Annotated in this window: 17 protein-coding genes, 1 tRNA gene and 1 other RNA gene; 13 read left to right on the top strand and 6 right to left on the bottom strand. The window is 43.0% G+C overall.

Translation table 11 applies throughout. The features are described from left to right. Positions 1-59: 59 nt before the first annotated feature. From PY04_RS00325 to PY04_RS00295, 7 genes are all read left to right on the top strand, one after another. The gene (locus tag PY04_RS00325) at positions 60-245 is read left to right on the top strand and encodes a protein translocase SEC61 complex subunit gamma (RefSeq protein WP_014733193.1); all 186 of its coding nucleotides are present in this window, start codon (positions 60-62) and stop codon (positions 243-245) included. Between the two features lie 4 nt (positions 246-249). Further along, a complete protein-coding gene (locus PY04_RS00320) occupies positions 250-708 on the top strand; it encodes a transcription elongation factor Spt5 (protein WP_014733192.1) in 459 nt (152 codons plus the stop codon). 11 nt (positions 709-719) lie between these two features. Next, the gene (locus PY04_RS00315; protein ID WP_014733191.1) at positions 720-1,214 is read left to right on the top strand and encodes a 50S ribosomal protein L11; all 495 of its coding nucleotides are present in this window, start codon (positions 720-722) and stop codon (positions 1,212-1,214) included. Between the two features lie 78 nt (positions 1,215-1,292). Beyond that, the gene (locus PY04_RS00310; protein ID WP_014733190.1) at positions 1,293-1,943 is read left to right on the top strand and encodes a 50S ribosomal protein L1; all 651 of its coding nucleotides are present in this window, start codon (positions 1,293-1,295) and stop codon (positions 1,941-1,943) included. A gap of 5 nt (positions 1,944-1,948) precedes the next feature. Next, positions 1,949-2,974, top strand: coding sequence for a 50S ribosomal protein L10 (locus PY04_RS00305; protein ID WP_014733189.1), 1,026 nt, complete (start codon positions 1,949-1,951; stop codon positions 2,972-2,974). Between the two features lie 47 nt (positions 2,975-3,021). Continuing rightward, the gene (gene rpl12p, locus PY04_RS00300) at positions 3,022-3,345 is read left to right on the top strand and encodes a 50S ribosomal protein P1 (protein WP_014733188.1); all 324 of its coding nucleotides are present in this window, start codon (positions 3,022-3,024) and stop codon (positions 3,343-3,345) included. 152 nt (positions 3,346-3,497) lie between these two features. Then, positions 3,498-4,043: a hypothetical protein gene (locus PY04_RS00295; RefSeq protein ID WP_237710125.1), complete on the top strand. Its 546-nt coding sequence runs from the start codon at positions 3,498-3,500 to the stop codon at positions 4,041-4,043. Here PY04_RS00295 and dcd read toward each other — a convergent pair. Then, the gene (gene dcd, locus PY04_RS00290) at positions 4,040-4,513 is read right to left on the bottom strand and encodes a dCTP deaminase (protein WP_014733186.1); all 474 of its coding nucleotides are present in this window, start codon (positions 4,511-4,513) and stop codon (positions 4,040-4,042) included. The two genes, PY04_RS00295 and dcd, sit on opposite strands and share 4 nt — an antisense overlap. A 47-nt stretch (positions 4,514-4,560) precedes the next feature. Between dcd and PY04_RS00285 the strand changes: the two genes are divergently transcribed. The 4 genes from PY04_RS00285 to gcvPB all read left to right on the top strand — a co-directional run bounded on the left by PY04_RS00285 (position 4,561) and on the right by gcvPB (position 8,582). Next, positions 4,561-4,638 (top strand) — tRNA-Arg (locus PY04_RS00285). A gap of 347 nt (positions 4,639-4,985) precedes the next feature. Next, the gene (locus PY04_RS00280; protein ID WP_014733185.1) at positions 4,986-5,669 is read left to right on the top strand and encodes an HAD family hydrolase; all 684 of its coding nucleotides are present in this window, start codon (positions 4,986-4,988) and stop codon (positions 5,667-5,669) included. Positions 5,670-5,726: 57 nt separating this feature from the next. After that, positions 5,727-7,073, top strand: coding sequence for an aminomethyl-transferring glycine dehydrogenase subunit GcvPA (gcvPA, locus tag PY04_RS00275; protein ID WP_014733184.1), 1,347 nt, complete (start codon positions 5,727-5,729; stop codon positions 7,071-7,073). After that, the gene (gene gcvPB, locus PY04_RS00270) at positions 7,074-8,582 is read left to right on the top strand and encodes an aminomethyl-transferring glycine dehydrogenase subunit GcvPB (protein ID WP_014733183.1); all 1,509 of its coding nucleotides are present in this window, start codon (positions 7,074-7,076) and stop codon (positions 8,580-8,582) included. A 38-nt stretch (positions 8,583-8,620) separates the two neighbouring features. Here the strand turns inward: gcvPB and PY04_RS09415 are convergent. Both PY04_RS09415 and PY04_RS00265 read right to left on the bottom strand, forming a co-directional pair. Continuing rightward, positions 8,621-8,676, bottom strand: an RNA gene (locus PY04_RS09415) — C/D box small nucleolar RNA. Between the two features lie 80 nt (positions 8,677-8,756). Beyond that, positions 8,757-9,482, bottom strand: coding sequence for a DUF2334 domain-containing protein (locus PY04_RS00265; protein ID WP_014733182.1), 726 nt, complete (start codon positions 9,480-9,482; stop codon positions 8,757-8,759). Positions 9,483-9,546: 64 nt separating this feature from the next. Here PY04_RS00265 and PY04_RS00260 point away from each other — a divergent pair, with 64 nt between their 5' ends. Continuing rightward, a complete protein-coding gene (locus PY04_RS00260) occupies positions 9,547-10,434 on the top strand; it encodes an ABC transporter ATP-binding protein (protein WP_048055839.1) in 888 nt (295 codons plus the stop codon). After that, positions 10,431-11,603 (top strand): ABC transporter permease, encoded by a 1,173-nt coding sequence (locus PY04_RS00255; RefSeq protein WP_014733180.1) that lies wholly within the window; start codon positions 10,431-10,433, stop codon positions 11,601-11,603. Before PY04_RS00260 ends, PY04_RS00255 begins: the two co-directional genes overlap by 4 nt. Here the strand turns inward: PY04_RS00255 and PY04_RS00250 are convergent. From PY04_RS00250 to PY04_RS00240, 3 genes are read right to left on the bottom strand one after another with little or no spacing between them, the layout of a single operon-like run. Next, on the bottom strand, positions 11,595-12,449 hold the full coding sequence (locus PY04_RS00250) for an alpha/beta hydrolase (RefSeq protein ID WP_014733179.1): 855 nt from the start codon (positions 12,447-12,449) through the stop codon (positions 11,595-11,597). The two genes, PY04_RS00255 and PY04_RS00250, sit on opposite strands and share 9 nt — an antisense overlap. Beyond that, the gene (locus PY04_RS00245; protein WP_048055838.1) at positions 12,446-13,741 is read right to left on the bottom strand and encodes an MFS transporter; all 1,296 of its coding nucleotides are present in this window, start codon (positions 13,739-13,741) and stop codon (positions 12,446-12,448) included. The genes PY04_RS00250 and PY04_RS00245 overlap by 4 nt, the downstream gene beginning before the upstream one ends. Before the next feature lie 9 nt (positions 13,742-13,750). Next, positions 13,751-15,076 (bottom strand): SLC45 family MFS transporter, encoded by a 1,326-nt coding sequence (locus PY04_RS00240; protein WP_014733177.1) that lies wholly within the window; start codon positions 15,074-15,076, stop codon positions 13,751-13,753. Positions 15,077-15,130 lie beyond the last annotated feature (54 nt).

Raw genomic sequence — 15,130 nt, 5'->3', positions numbered from 1 at the left:
CTTCTCTAGAAGAATTAAATTTTTAAATTGAATACCAATCAAGTGGTGGGGGTTAGAGGATGGCAACGTTCCAGGAGAGGCTCAGAGATTTCTGGAAGGAATCAAAAAGGGTCTTTCTTGTGACGAAAAAGCCCAGATGGGATGAGTATAAGAAAGCTGCAAAAATTACTGGGCTTGGAATAATACTAATCGGTCTTATAGGGATGCTTATAAGGATCATTGGTATCCTCGTGCTTGGGGGCTGAGGAGATGGGTGGAAAGATATTTGCAGTGAGAGTTACCCAAGGTCAAGAAGAGAATACTGCTAGGCTGATATATAGTAAAGTTAGGACGTATAATCTTCCTATATATGCAATACTTGCTCCCTCAAAGGTTAAAGGGTATATATTCATTGAAGCCCCCAATAAGAGCGCGGTTGATGAAGCTATTAGAGGAATTAGACACGCTAGAGGAGTTTTGCCTGGAGAGATACCGTTTAGTGAGATTGAACACTTCCTCGAAGAAAAGCCAGCTGTTAGTGGTCTTGAACCTGGAGATATCGTTGAGCTAATATCTGGACCCTTCAAGGGTGAAAAGGCGAAAGTTGTTAGGGTTGATGAGAGCAAAGATGAAATTGTCGTTGAACTTATAGGAGCCATAGTCCCTATTCCAGTGACCGTTAGAGGGGAATACGTTAGGCTTATAAGCAAGCGTCAGAAGGAGGAATGAGGTGAGAAGAAATGCCAAAGCAGGTTGTAGAAGTCCTCGTTGAGGGAGGGAAGGCAACTCCTGGTCCTCCACTCGGTCCAGCAATTGGTCCACTTGGATTAAACGTTAAGCAGGTAGTTGATAAGATCAACGAGGCAACAAAAGAGTTTGCAGGAATGCAGGTTCCAGTGAAGATAATAGTTGATCCAGTAACCAAGCAGTTCGAAATCGAGGTTGGTATTCCTCCAACGAGCCAGCTCATAAAGAAGGAGCTTGGCCTAGAGAAGGGAAGCGGTGAGCCAAAGCACAACATAGTGGGTAACCTCACGATGGAGCAGGTCATCAAGATAGCAAAGATGAAGAGAGAGCAGATGTTAGCCTTAACACTAAAAGCTGCTGCCAAGGAAGTTATTGGAACAGCTTTAAGCATGGGAGTGACAGTAGAGGGCAAAGATCCGAGAGTAGTTCAGAAGGAAATAGATGAGGGTGTTTATGACGAGCTCTTTGAAAAGGCTGAGAAAGAGTGAAGATAAAAAAATTTAAAAATATCTCTTTTTACCCCCACTTGATTTTTGTTTAAAAAACAAATAGGAGGGAGGGCTACAATGCCCTTTGATAGGCAGAAAATCGCGGAAGCGGTGAAGGAGGCTAAAGCCCGGGCCAAGCCGCGTAACTTCACACAGAGTGTCGAAGTGGCAGTGAACCTTAAAGATATAGACCTAAAACGTCCCGAAAATAGATTCAAGCTTGAGGTTGTCCTTCCCCACGGGAGAGGAAAAGACGTAAAGATCGCGGTCATCGCTGATGGTGCCGTTGCTGAAGCGGCGAGGAGGCTCGGGCTTGATGTTATTAGTAGTGCTGAGTTAGAGGAGATTGCCCAAAGCCCAAGGCAAGCGAGAAAGTTAGCCAAGAAATACGACTTCTTCATTGCAGAAGCCCCTCTGATGCCAAAGATAGGTAGATACTTGGGTAGATACCTAGGTCCAAGGAACAAGATGCCAGTTGTTGTTCCTCCAACAATGACGAACCTCGAGCCAATAGTAAATAAACTTAAGAAAACCGTGAGAATACAGCTAAAGAACAATCCAGTAGTTCATGCTCCAGTGGGAACTGAAAAGATGAGTGATGAGGAGCTCGCTGAAAACATAGAAGCAGTGCTAAACGCAATAATAGGAAAGCTGGAGAGGGGAGAGAGCCAGATAAAGTCAGTGTACGTTAAGACGACAATGGGTCCAGCTGTGAAGGTTAAGGGGTGAGGTAAATGGCCCACGTAGCTGAGTGGAAGAAGAAGGAAGTTGAAGAGCTCGCTAACCTAATCAAGAGCTATCCAGTAATAGCACTTGTTGACGTCTCAAGCATGCCCGCTTACCCACTCTCACAAATGAGAAGACTAATAAAGGAAAATGGAGGCCTGCTTAGAGTTTCAAGAAACACATTAATCGAACTTGCAATAAAGAAAGCGGCCCAAGAACTTGGAAAGCCCGAGCTTGAAAAGCTTATAGACTACATCCAGGGAGGAGCTGGAATTCTTGTAACAACTATGAATCCCTTCAAGCTCTACAAGTTCCTTCAGCAAAACAGACAGCCTGCTCCAGCAAAGGCTGGAGCAAAGGTTCCTAAAGACGTTGTAATACCCGCGGGTCCAACACCACTCACCCCTGGTCCACTAGTCGGTCAAATGCAGGCAATGGGAATTCCCGCGAGAATTGAAAGGGGTAAGGTAACTATCCAGAAAGACACCGTCGTTTTGAAGGCTGGTGAGGAGATAACTCCTGAGCTCGCAACAATTTTAAATGCCCTTGGAATTCAGCCCTTAGAAGTTGGACTCGACTTACTAGCGGCTTATGAGGATGGTATAGTCTACACTCCAGACGTGCTGGCGATTGATGAAGAGGAATACATAAACATGATACAGAAAGCCTACATGCATGCCTTCAACCTTGCAGTTAACATAGCATATCCAACTCCAGAAACAATCGAAGCAATACTCCAAAAGGCATTCCTCAATGCAAAAGCAGTTGCAGTCGAGGCTGGCTATATTACAAAGGAGACAATCGACGAGATACTTGGCAGGGCTTTCAGGGCTATGCTACTCATAGCACAGCAGTTGCCCGAGGACTTGCTTGATGAGAAGACCAAAGAGCTTTTAAGTGCACAGGCCCAAGTTGCAGCTGCAACCCAGGTTGAGGAGAAGAAAGAAGAGGAGAAAGTTGAGGAAAAGGAAGAGGAGGAAGAAGAGCCCTCTGAGGAGGAGGCTCTTGCTGGATTGAGCGCTCTGTTTGGTTGATTACGCGGATTTGATTCAAATATAAAGCTAATCGGAGGTGTGAAGAAATGGAGTATGTGTATGCTGCTCTGCTCCTCCACAGTGTTGGAAAGGAGATAAATGAGGAGAACCTTAAGGCTGTCCTTCAGGCTGCCGGAGTTGAGCCAGATGAGGCAAGGATAAAGGCCCTAGTTGCTGCCCTTGAGGGTGTCAACATAGACGAAGTTATTGAGAAGGCTGCAATGCCAGTTGCAGTTGCTGCAGCTCCAGCAGCAGCTCCAGCTGAGGCAGCTGAGGAGAAGAAGGAAGAAGAGAAGAAGGAAGAGGAAGAGAAAGAGGAAGAAGTCTCCGAAGAAGAAGCCCTTGCAGGTCTCAGCGCTCTCTTCGGATGAATTCTTTTCCCAATATTTTTCACTTATACATTTTTTACTTTAGGGAATGAAAGTAAGCAAAATCTTTTTTGCCCATAAAATATGGCTTGAAACCTTAATGGCATAATTCTTAAGTATTCTAAGAGCATCCTAATATAGGTGGGATTAAATTGGTGAGACTAGACATAGGAGAGTTCCTTGCGTTACTGAAGGATAGTCTGGGTATGTATCTTTCTGAATATGAGAAGACAATTCTCCCAAGGGCTAAGGAAAAGAATTCAAAAATAGTGGAAGAGCTTCGAAGTGCTGACAACTTTGATATATATTTAACTGGTCATATAGACTTTGAAACCGTTGGAATGTTCTATCAAATAACCAAGGAACTTGAATCAAAAGGTTTGTCCGTGTATCATCCAGCGATGGTAGTTTTACCACCAAAAGAAAAAGGTGTCTTTGAGTTTGAGATTGAGAAAAAAGCAAAGGTTCTCCTCGTGATAACTCATACGGTATCGTTTGGAACATCAGTCGACGTTGGATTCTTTACTCATAGGAAGCTGATAGGGGAAGATGTAAAAATAGTGTATTGTTTTACTGGGCCTCCCTATGAGTATGAAGAACTTAGAAGGCACCCATCATCAATTTACATAGACTATTTCACTGATAACATCAATGATGCAATAAACAAAGTTTTGGAATTTTTTGGGAAAAAAGAAGATTAATTTTTACGTCTCCTCTTTGAAAACACTATCCTTCTGCTCCCCTGATAGTTTCCCCTATAAGGGCTTTTAGCCGGTCCTTCTAACCTGATGAATGCTATCTGCACAAACCTTTCTCCATACATAAGCTCTACTGGCTCATTTGAGGAATTGTAAAGCATTAAGGTCAAGTTCCCATCCCATCCTGGATCAACCCATGCGAATGACCCAAGAACGCCTTCCCTAGCTAAGCTACTCCTTATCCTCATATCTCCCATAACATCATCTGGGAGCTTGACTCTTTCGAGCGTTAGAATTAGGGCGTATTCCTTTGGGGGAATTACTACTCTGCCCTCCTTTTCTACGTCAACTAACTTTCCCTGAACATAAGCTTCCTTTCCCACCCTCAAGTCATAACCAGCTGGTTGAAGGGATTCTTCGGAAAAGGGATCTATGAGAATTTCTTTTTTAATTTTCCAGTCTGGCAACAGCATTTTATCACCGCAAGCTTTATTACCTCATCATTTTTAAAGCCTTCCGGGGGCCCGTGGCCTAGCCTGGAGAGGGCGCCGGCCTTCGGAGCCGGTAGTCCCGGGTTCAAATCCCGGCGGGCCCGCCATATGAAAAGCAAAACTTTCTCCCACGACTCTTTTATAATGTCGAGATAATACGAAACTGGTGAGTATTATTGCGAGAAATACGTATATTCCCCCGAGAAAGTCGGGCACTATACAAGTGTCTAAAAAGGTTCCGGTTTTCCGAGACACATCGAACATTCATTCGTCCCCGCCCCAAGGGACGAGGCCTTCAAAAGAAAAAGTAATTACATCATTTGGAGACTCAATTCCTCTAACGTTATAAAAAGACAAAGGTTGTAGGAGGTTTTGAGTTCGAATACTGACTGAATATCATCATGCCTACTTAATCCTTATAAACAGAGCCCTCTCATAATCGGCGGGAAGTTCAATGATAATAGCCTTTGATTTCGACGGAACACTTGTGGATAGCTATTCATGTATTGAGGAGGCATTTTATAGGGCACTAAAGCGGACTTACCCTTGGCTTCCAGGAAAGAGGTGGATAGCTAAGTTTCTCACAAAAATTGAAGAGCAATTTGAGAGGCCAAAGTTTGGAAAGCGAGGGCGGAAGATTAGGGCTCCAAACATTTTCAAGGGAAAATTCGCAAGGGCATGGTTCGAGGAGAGAGCTAAGCTTACAAAGCCCTTAGAAGGTGCTAGGGAAGTTCTTGAGAGGTTAAAGGAGGAAGGTCATGTAGTCATTTCGTTTTCGGCAGAGGACTTCATTCCTGGAATTAAGGAGTTTCGGCTAAGGGAGAGTGGTTTGTATGATTTGTTTGATGATGTAATAATATTCGGTCATAAATACAGCCTTTGTGAGGCATTCTTCATGGTTAGAGAGAAGTATGGAGATGATGTATTTGTATGGGTCGATGATAAGCCCTGGAGGTTCATTGGTAGGGGAGATGAGAATACGGAGTATGTGTGGATGTACTTCCCTTACACTGCAAGGTTCGTTAGTGATGAAATATTGGCAATGGTTCAGCACCTCCATGTGATAAGGGATCTTTGGAGCCTTTTTGACGTTATTAAGAGGATAGAGGCCGAAAGAAAAAGTTTGTTATCCCGTTAACTAATTTTGAGAAAGGTATATATTTAATCTATGTGAAACTCTTAAAGGGGACTTACAATGGCCAAGCACTACATACCTAATTCTGCCCATAAAGAAGAAATGTTAAAGGAGATAGGATTCTCGTCAATCGAAGATCTCTTCGCCGACGTGCCAAAAGGTTTCATCAAGGAATTCAACCTACCCGAGGGCAAGAGTGAATATGAGGTTTTCCTTGAGATGAATGAAATACTCAGTAAGAATAAAACTGTCCTTGAGATGCCATCATTCCTTGGAGCTGGTACATACTTCCACTATATACCCGCCCATGTAAAATACCTAATAGAAAGGAGTGAATTCTTAACATCGTACACCCCCTATCAGGCAGAAATCAGCCAGGGCATGTTGCAGGCTCTCTTTGAATACCAAAGCCTCATTGCAGAGTTAGTTGGACTACCAGTTGTTAACGCTTCGATGTACGACTGGGGTAGTGCAATGGCTGAAGCTGCCCTCATGACCGTCAGGCTCCATAGAGGAAAGAGGAAGAAATTCGTCGTTCCTAAGCATACACATCCAGAGAGAATGCAGGTCCTTAAAACCTATGCAAAGGGGCCAGGAGTTGAAGTGATTACAGTTAAATGGAATGAGAAAGGCCAGGTTGACATAGAGGATCTGAAAGAGAAGGTTAAAGATGCTGCGGGAGTTTATGTCGAAATCCCCAACTTCTTCGGGCTTTTGGAGGAAGAAATAGAGGAGATAGGAAAGATAGCTCATGAGGCAGGGGCTTACTTTGTTGTCGGTGTGGATCCAACGATACTGGGAATAGTCGAGGCTCCTGGAGAGCTTGGGGCAGATATAGTTGTGGGTGAAGCGTCTTACTTTGGAAACCCAATGAACTTTGGTGGTCCGAGAGCTGGAATATTTGCGGTGAGAAATGATCCTAAGTTAATAAGACAGATGCCTGGAAGACTTATAGGAATGACCAAGGATGCAGAAGGCAAAAGAGCATTCGTAATGACCTTGCAGACTAGAGAGCAACATATAAGGAGGGCCAAGGCAACATCCAATATATGCTCAAATGAGGCCCTCGTTGCCGTAGCTGCGGCTATTCACATAGCCACCCTAGGGCCAAGGGGAATTAAAGAGCTCGGAGAGGTTATTCTGAAGAACACTGCATATCTAAAGAAGAGACTTAGTGAGGTAGCAGAACTTCCATTTGATGGAGTTAACTTTAAAGATGTTCTAGTTCGGTTTGAGAAGCCCTACCCAGAGATACACAATGAACTGCTGAAGAGAAACATCCACGGAGGTTACTATGTCAAGCCCCACTTCCCAGAGCTTGGAGAGAGTGCCCTCTTTGCTGCAACTGAAACCACTAGGAAGGAATGGGTAGATGCCCTTATGGATGCTCTTAGGGAGGTGTTGTAAATGTTCAGGCAGGCAAAGTGGGATGAGCCCCTAATTTTTGAACTTTCACATCCCGGAAGGGTTGGCTACACATTACCAAAGCCAATAGAGGATGTGGATGTTAAAATACCTGAAAAGCTCAGGAGAAAGAGCCCTCTCAACTTACCTGAAGTTAGCGAGCCGGAGGTTGTTAAGCACTATACAAGGCTCAGTGAGATGAACTATGGTGTTGACTCGGGAATATATCCCCTAGGATCATGTACAATGAAATATAATCCTAAGATAAACGAGGAACTTGCAACTCATCCGAAGGTAGCTTTCCTCCACCCATATCAAGATGAAAGAACTGTTCAGGGAGCTCTAAAGATAATGTGGGAACTTGAACAGTGGCTTAAGGAGATTACAGGAATGGATCGCTTCACATTGCAACCGGCCGCTGGAGCTAATGGGGAGTTTACTGGTGTTATGATAATAAAGGCTTACCACCTTGATAAGGGAGAAACCCAGAGAACAGAAATGCTCGTTCCAGATTCAGCACACGGAACAAATCCTGCCTCTGCAGCAATGGCTGGATTTAAGGTTATTGAAATTCCATCAAATGAAAATGGAACAGTAGATCTAGAGGCACTTGAGAATGCGGTAAGTGAGAGAACTGCAGGACTAATGCTTACGAATCCGAACACCCTGGGAATTTTTGAGGATGAAATTCTGGAAATAGCAAAGATAGTTCACAAAGCTGGGGGACTTCTTTACTACGATGGGGCCAATCTAAATGCTGTACTTGGAAAGATAAGGCCCGGAGATATGGGATTTGACATCGTCCACCTGAACCTTCACAAGACTTTCTCAACACCTCACGGAGGAGGAGGGCCAGGTGCAGGTCCCGTTGGAGTCAAAGACTTTCTTAAAGATTACCTACCAGTTCCTCTTGTCAGCTATGATGAAGAGAACGACAGGTATTATTTAGACTACAATGTTCCTAAGAGCATAGGGAAAGTTAAGGAACTCTTTGGCAACTTTTCAGTATTGGTAAGGGCTCTAACTTACCTTAAGATAATGGGTAGGGATGGTCTTAAGGAAGTGAGCGAGGTTGCCGTTTTGAACGCTAACTACCTCACACAGAAGCTGAAGGGAACAAGAGGCTACGAGTTACCTCATAAAGAACTTAGAAAGCACGAAGTTGTGTTCTCTGCAGAGCCCATGAGAAGGGATACGGGAGTTAAAGCTCTTGACGTTGCAAAGAGACTCTTAGATTTTGGAATGCACGCTCCAACAATATACTTCCCATTGATAGTCCACGAGGCATTAATGATAGAGCCTACAGAAACTGCAACTAAGGAAGAGCTTGATGCATATGTTGAAGCCCTCAAGAAGATAAGCGAGGAGGCCTATACTAACCCCGAAGTCGTTAAGTCGGCACCTCATAACACGGCCGTCAGAAGAGTGGATGACGTTCTCGCGGCGAAGAAGCCGATAATAACTTGGAAGATGTACAAGGAGCTAAAGGAAAAGGGTGAAGTGGACTATTAAACTGACATCCCCTAAAGGACGAGGCTTACAAAAGGAAAATGTCAGACAGTGCCGATTTCATCACGGCTCAGACCGGTAAACGCTCATCATCCTCAAAACTTTTAACCTCTTTTCTTTTTAAAAGCTATGGCCGATGACGACCGTTAGCCACGCTGAACGGTGAGGAAAAGAGGGTTAGCCGAGGCTCTTAACGAACTCCAAAAATCTCCTTAGAAATTCCAATCCACAACCGTAGTTTGCTGCTTTTGGATGAAGGGAGAGGATAAAGTTTTCTTTATTCTTTCTGAATTCAAATTTAGCTATTATAAGTCTAATCCCAAGCGTGAAGTTACTTGCATACCACGTGTACTCTCTGTTCTTAACTTTGATACATGTTCCGTTTGGATAGTAAATCCTGTCCCTCAAGATGACCGTAAAGTTGTCTTTTAAGAGAACATTCAACGCCTCTTTTGAAATTGAATACCTTGGAGGCACAAATATCCTTTCAAAGCTTATGTTAGCCTTTTTAAGTGCAATGGTGGCAAGTTTTATCTTTTCCTCTGCAACTGAGGAATTACAGTTGAATTCGTCTCCAATATGCGTATATCCATGGATTCCAACTTTAAACCCCTCCCTCTCAAGCCTCTTTATCATCGCCACAAACATCGGGTACTTGCTTATCTCATTATTTCCAGCATGATTAGGGATTATCAGCAAGTATGTATCACTCTGAAGACCGTACTCTTGTATAATCTTGGTTATGTTTTGGAGATAGCTTATATATACCGGACTTACATCATGAACAAGAATAATGAATCCAACTTTTCCCTTTTTACACTGGGATGTTGTTTGAAAACTAAGTCCCGCAAATATAATTGTAATCAGAAGTAGGGATAACACGGTGAGGTTGCGCTTTTTCATTATTCTCCCCCTAGGGTTATAGATTCTCTAGTAACTTTTTAATGTTTGAAGTTAACTATCAACTATGTATGCTATAGAAATCATCAACCTCATAAAGAGGTATGGAGGGAATAGGGTACTCAATGGGATTACCCTCAGGATTAAAGAAGGAGAGATATTTGCCCTTTTGGGGCCGAATGGGGCTGGTAAAACTACTCTTCTGAGGATAATAGCTGAGGGCTTATCTTACGATTCTGGAGAGGTTAGGATATTCGGAAAGCCCATTTCCAGGGAAAGTTTGAGGATGATAGGTTATGTTCCTCAAGAGGATATACTTTACAACCTCTTAACAGTTGAGGAGAACCTGAGGTTCTATGCAGACATATTTGATGCACCTATCGAAAGAATCGACGAGATAATAGAACTCTTGGATCTTCCCAGGAAAAAGAAAGTTAAGGAGCTGAGCGGGGGATTTAGGAAAAGATTGAGCATAGGCGTGATGTTGTTGCATGATCCAAAAATCCTAATCCTTGATGAGCCATCCGTAGGTTTGGACGTCCCAACAAGGAGAGAGCTTTGGAGCCTAATTGAGAATCTGAAGGAAGAGGGTAAAACAATTCTCATAGCGACTCACTATATGGAGGAGGCGGAGATCCTAGCGGATAGGGTGGGTATTATTAATGAGGGAAAAGTAATAGCAGTTGGGACTGTGGAGGAACTTAAGAGGCTTGCGGGAGAGAGTAGTGTAATTAAGGTTTCTGGTGTCCTTAAGGGTCTTGAAAGGCTAAGTGAATTCGGGAAGATTGTCCTAAAGGAAGATTCTGTAAGAATAATTACGAGCAATCCCAAGGAAGTACTTGCGAGAATAGTTGAAGTCCTTCTTAGTGCTGGAAGTGAGATTAGGATGGTTAAAATTGAGGAGCCAACACTAGAGGATGTATTTCTTAAGCTGACGGGGAGGGGGCTTGAATGAGAGCGAGGGCTATAAAGGGCATACTGGTAAAGGAGATCAAGGAGCTGTCTAGAGAAAAGATGGCCGTGTTCTGGATATTCATATTCCCTATAATATGGCTTGTAATCCTTGGTGGAATTTGGGGAGGGGAAGGAGGTCCTGTGAAAATTAAGGTTGGGGTTGTCAGTTATGAGAATTCCTCCATATTGTTAGAGGCCATGAGGGAAGTGAAAGTTGATGGTGTGAACGTGTTCGATATAGTCAGGCTCAACGAGAGTGAGGGACTAAAGTTCTTGAAAGAGGGAAAGGTTGATGCCTTAGTAATCCTTCCAGAGGGATTTACTTTCAACTTAACTCATGGATTTCCGGCGCATGTGTACGTTTATTTTAACAAGGTAGATCCTCAGAATTATCAGATTGTGAGGGGTACTCTTCAGGGTTTCTTTATGGAGTTTGAGAAAAGGTTAGGTAAGGAAAGATTGAAGTTTGCATTTAAGTACGTTGAAGATAAATGGAAGCCTTATCTTCTTGGTCTAGTTGAGCCGATTGTGGTTGTTGAGAAGGAGGTGAAGGGAGAGAAGGTCACGCCGATGGAGTTTTACGTAACGAGCTTTATAGGGATCCAATTCCTTTTCGCAACGATGTTAACTATCTCATCTTCCGTTCTTGAGGAAATAGATAAGGGAACTCTAAGGAGAATAGCGTCATCTCCGACGAGTCCTTGGGACTTTCTTACTGGAAAAATGCTTGCAACTTTTTTGGTTATACTTGCAAGTATAGTGGTGGGTCTTTCTTTTGCATTTATTGTATTTAAGGTCAGGTTTTTCCCTTCCCCTATTGGGTGGCTTATAATAATCCTTGGCTCGATATTTTCAATGTCTCTCGGTTTGACCATAGCAATGCTCACAGGGAGCATTAGAACAACTACGGCTGTCGTTAACATAGTTTCTATGTTTCTAATGTTCTTTGCGGCGGTCGTAATTCCAGAGTCTCTCTTACCTTCCTGGGCTAGACCCATTAGTGAGTACTTTCCGCTTGGGGCTGGATTAAAAGCCTTGAGATCTCTGGAACTTTATCATAGAAGTATAGAGGATATTGGTGGGAGTTTGTTAATATTGGGGATAGGCTCTATAATTGCCTTGATAATTGCCGTGTTGTCATATAAATGGAGAATAAAAAGGCTAGAGTGAAGATTCTAAGAATTCTATCACCATCTTTTTCCATTCCTCAGGTGTGTCGACTATTGTTCTAACGTGAGGAGAGTCTGTTATCCAGATTTGAACCTTTTCGTTTATCTCCCTGTTCTTTCTGTAGAATTCTTCAACTTCCTCCGGCTTAACTAGTGGATCTTTTTTACCTGCAATCAGTAGAAGGGGTTTTCTTATTTTCCCTGCATATTCGATAACGTTGACTATTTTTCCTCCGCTAAAAATTATTGTAAACGGTTTTATTAGTGGGTATAAGAATTCTGGAAGGTTTGCGAAATATTTAACGCCTCTAGCTGCAGTTTTTTCCATGTATATTGGTGGGCTATCTGCGACTCCACATGCTATTCTCTCGTCTTCTCCTAAACCCCTTATTGTTACTATAGCTCCCATAGAGAACCCTACAACTCCGATTCTCCTTAGTCCTCTATTCTCAAGCCAATCAATTGCTGATAATAAGTCGATTAACTCCTTATCTCCAACAGTCGTTTTTGTTCCCTCGCTCTCTCCATGGGCTCTAAAATCAAACAGGAGAACATTGTAGCCTGCTTCAGCTAGGAACTTGAGGGCTGGCTTTATGTATGTTTCATCCCATCTGCTTGAAGTGTATCCATGGAGGAGAACTATTGTTTTGTCACTCCCTCTATTTACCCACCATCCTCTTAGCTTTAGTCCGTCTCTTGTTTTTATTTCCACGTCCTCGTAATCAAAGCCAAGGTCTTTGGGTGTCCAAGTTCCCTTCTTTCTTGGGGGTGTGACCATCTTATACCCTACAATAGCCGAGAATATAAGTAGGATTAATACGATACCGAGAATTATTCCTATTATCATTCTCCCACCTCCAGGTTTTTCATCATCCATATCATCGGCATTGCGAGTAAAACTAATATTGCTCCTATTGGGAATAAAACTCTGTAATTCTCTCCTGCTAAATCAACGATTGCTCCTCCGATAATTCCTGCGAGTAAGACGGGGAGGGATCTCGTTGCTTCAAAGAATCCATAGTACCTTCCAGTGAATGCTTCTCTCTCGAATTTAGTCAACAGATCTCCTATAACAGGGTATGAAGCTGCCATTAACATTCCCCATCCTATTCCTGCAATGGCCAAGGCCATGATTATCTCGATTCTGGATGATATAAACCAGCCCCAGATCTGGGGAAGTGCAAAGATTATTCCTCCAAGGATTATGCTTAGCCTTCTTCCAAGTTTGTCATATATTATTCCTCCTGGCAATGCTCCTATTAGCACGGTGACGTTGAAGAGGGCCATAAGAAGAAGACCCAGGGAGGTTACCGCTTTAATGTTCTCTTCTGTGGCCGAACCATAGAGGATGTAGGCTAGTATCCCATACAGAAATATTGCTATGAACTCGAAGCTCATCCACCATAAGGTTTGGGCAGCATAAAACTTTAGGAAATCTCTATTATCAACTATGCTCTTTAAGTACTCAATCAGACTTTCGTTCTCCTCTATTTCTGGGGCCTTTGGTTCTTTGATAATTAAGTACACAAACAATGCAGCTCCTATCAGGAATAAAGCTGTTATTATGAAGGGAACTTTTAGATAGGGGGTTTGGATGAGGGCCTTTATTCCTTCTTTCTCCCCTGTCATTGCGACTGCCTTAGCTATCAGGTATCCAGATAGTCCAAATAGGAAAAGATTTCCGGCCCACTCAAATAGGGTTATCACTCCACTAGCTTTTCCCCTTTCTCCACTCTCTATTGTGTCGGGCATTAATGCTCTGAACTGTGCGGTGTAGAGATGCATAGAGAGGTAGAAGAATGCCAATGCTAAGGCAAACCCTGCAAGGGGAACTCCAAATGAATAAGCTGTATAAATTATCAAAACTGCAATCCCGGCGAGCATTCCTCCTGCCATTATGAAGGGTCTCCTTCTCCCATACTTTGACTTGAGAGTGTCACTGTAATATCCCAGTAGGGGAGGTATTATCAGTCCTATTATCCCTTCAGTAGCAAGTATACTTCCTTTTATGAAGGCTGATCTGGAGTAGCTACTTAAAAGGGGAAATGAAAGTCCCTTGTTTAGTGCCCATCCGACGCTCCTACTAAATCCTAGGAAGGCGAGTCCTATAACTACTTTCCAATCAAATTTTCTCACCATACTATCACCTCAGTCGATGTCTGGAATATATTCGTGGGCTTCAAGCTTTGTTCTAACGATATCTCCCCTCTTAACGAACTTCATCGCGAGTAACGCTAACACGAAGAAGACTGCCGCAAAGGGGAGTAGGGTTGAGTATCCTGCAACATCTATAAATGCACCGGCTAGAGGAGGTGCCACTAGGTTTGCAGCCTGGCTAAAGAAATAGTATAATCCTGTGTATCCCCCAAGCTTTTCTTCCGTTGTCATATCAACTACCATTGGCAGGGAGTTTACATTTATCATGGCCCATCCAATTCCTCCTATGAAGAAGAGCCCCATGAAGCTCATAACAACGGGATCGGTTAGGGAACTACTCTGGGGTTTTGATGTTTCTCCTATGTAGAAGGCCAATACCACTATTAGCGTCGTTATTATCAATCCTAGGCTTATGGTTTTTCTCCTTCCTAGTCTTGCTCCAATGAAGCCTGCAGGAATTGCGAATATCATGAAGCTTAGGCTGAACACTCCAAGCATGAATGCTCCTGTGCTCTCTTCTATCCCAAGATGGTACTTTGCATAGCTTGTGAAGAACGTTTCTAGGGAGTTAAAGGCTATAAACCAGAAGAATATTGCTGTTAATATTGCCAACAAGCTTTTTTCTCTACTGGCGAAGACGTCCTTTAGGTTTTCTTTCAACTCTCCAAAGCTTTTTTTGGTAGTTTCTTTTAAGACCTTCTTTATCTCAAGCTTAGCCCCTGGTACCCTATACTGTTCGGGCTCGGGGACAAAGAGGACAACTAACATATTTGCAATAAGCATTATCAGTGCACCGAAATAGAAGGGATATGCGTAATTCATATCATACAGGACTTTACCCCCAAAATACGCTAGTAATGCTCCGAGCCCGCCCATAAAGTTTATTATACCGTTTGCTTGGCTTCTCTTTTCGCTTGGAGTGATATCGGGCATAAATGCAATTACTGGCGACCTGAATAGTGCCATGAAGAAGTTCATGAAAATTATCGTACCCATGAAGAGGGCGAGATTTTCATATCTTCTTGCCACGGGGATTAGAGCGAACATGAGTGCTGCTGATGGAGCTCCCAGTATTATGTATGGTTTTCTTCTCCCTAACCTAGTTCTTGTCATATCACTTAGTGCTCCAAGAAATGGCAGCAGTAGAACGGCGAACAGATTGTCTATAGTCATGATAAAGCCTGTCACTGTCTTACTGAGCTTGAATGTATCTTGGAGGAATATTGGCACATATGCATTGTATAGTGCCCAGATTATGCTTATTCCAAAGAATCCAAACCCTAGGAGAAATATCATTGAGTACCTAAATCTGTCCATTATTGCACCTCCTATTATTTGTCAGGGTGACTAAATATGTTCACCCATGCTTAT

Source organism: Pyrococcus sp. ST04 (genome assembly GCF_000263735.1).
Classification (GTDB): Archaea; Methanobacteriota_B; Thermococci; order Thermococcales; family Thermococcaceae; genus Pyrococcus.
This window is presented reverse-complemented; position numbering and strand designations above follow the sequence as displayed.

Excerpts from the sequence above, each read along its gene's own strand:
- PY04_RS00280 (WP_014733185.1), top strand. The coding sequence starts at position 4,986 with ATGATAATAGCCTTTGATTTCGACGGAACACTTGTGGATAGCTATTCA.
- PY04_RS00325 (WP_014733193.1), top strand. The coding sequence starts at position 60 with ATGGCAACGTTCCAGGAGAGGCTCAGAGATTTCTGGAAGGAATCAAAA.
- PY04_RS00315 (WP_014733191.1), top strand. The coding sequence starts at position 720 with ATGCCAAAGCAGGTTGTAGAAGTCCTCGTTGAGGGAGGGAAGGCAACT.
- PY04_RS00240 (WP_014733177.1), bottom strand. The coding sequence starts at position 15,076 with ATGGACAGATTTAGGTACTCAATGATATTTCTCCTAGGGTTTGGATTC.
- rpl12p (WP_014733188.1), top strand. The coding sequence starts at position 3,022 with ATGGAGTATGTGTATGCTGCTCTGCTCCTCCACAGTGTTGGAAAGGAG.
- PY04_RS00250 (WP_014733179.1), bottom strand. The coding sequence starts at position 12,449 with ATGATAATAGGAATAATTCTCGGTATCGTATTAATCCTACTTATATTC.
- PY04_RS00245 (WP_048055838.1), bottom strand. The coding sequence starts at position 13,741 with ATGGTGAGAAAATTTGATTGGAAAGTAGTTATAGGACTCGCCTTCCTA.
- PY04_RS00320 (WP_014733192.1), top strand. The coding sequence starts at position 250 with ATGGGTGGAAAGATATTTGCAGTGAGAGTTACCCAAGGTCAAGAAGAG.
- PY04_RS00305 (WP_014733189.1), top strand. The coding sequence starts at position 1,949 with ATGGCCCACGTAGCTGAGTGGAAGAAGAAGGAAGTTGAAGAGCTCGCT.
- PY04_RS00265 (WP_014733182.1), bottom strand. The coding sequence starts at position 9,482 with ATGAAAAAGCGCAACCTCACCGTGTTATCCCTACTTCTGATTACAATT.
- PY04_RS00255 (WP_014733180.1), top strand. The coding sequence starts at position 10,431 with ATGAGAGCGAGGGCTATAAAGGGCATACTGGTAAAGGAGATCAAGGAG.
- PY04_RS00260 (WP_048055839.1), top strand. The coding sequence starts at position 9,547 with ATGTATGCTATAGAAATCATCAACCTCATAAAGAGGTATGGAGGGAAT.
- gcvPA (WP_014733184.1), top strand. The coding sequence starts at position 5,727 with ATGGCCAAGCACTACATACCTAATTCTGCCCATAAAGAAGAAATGTTA.
- gcvPB (WP_014733183.1), top strand. The coding sequence starts at position 7,074 with ATGTTCAGGCAGGCAAAGTGGGATGAGCCCCTAATTTTTGAACTTTCA.
- dcd (WP_014733186.1), bottom strand. The coding sequence starts at position 4,513 with ATGCTGTTGCCAGACTGGAAAATTAAAAAAGAAATTCTCATAGATCCC.
- PY04_RS00310 (WP_014733190.1), top strand. The coding sequence starts at position 1,293 with ATGCCCTTTGATAGGCAGAAAATCGCGGAAGCGGTGAAGGAGGCTAAA.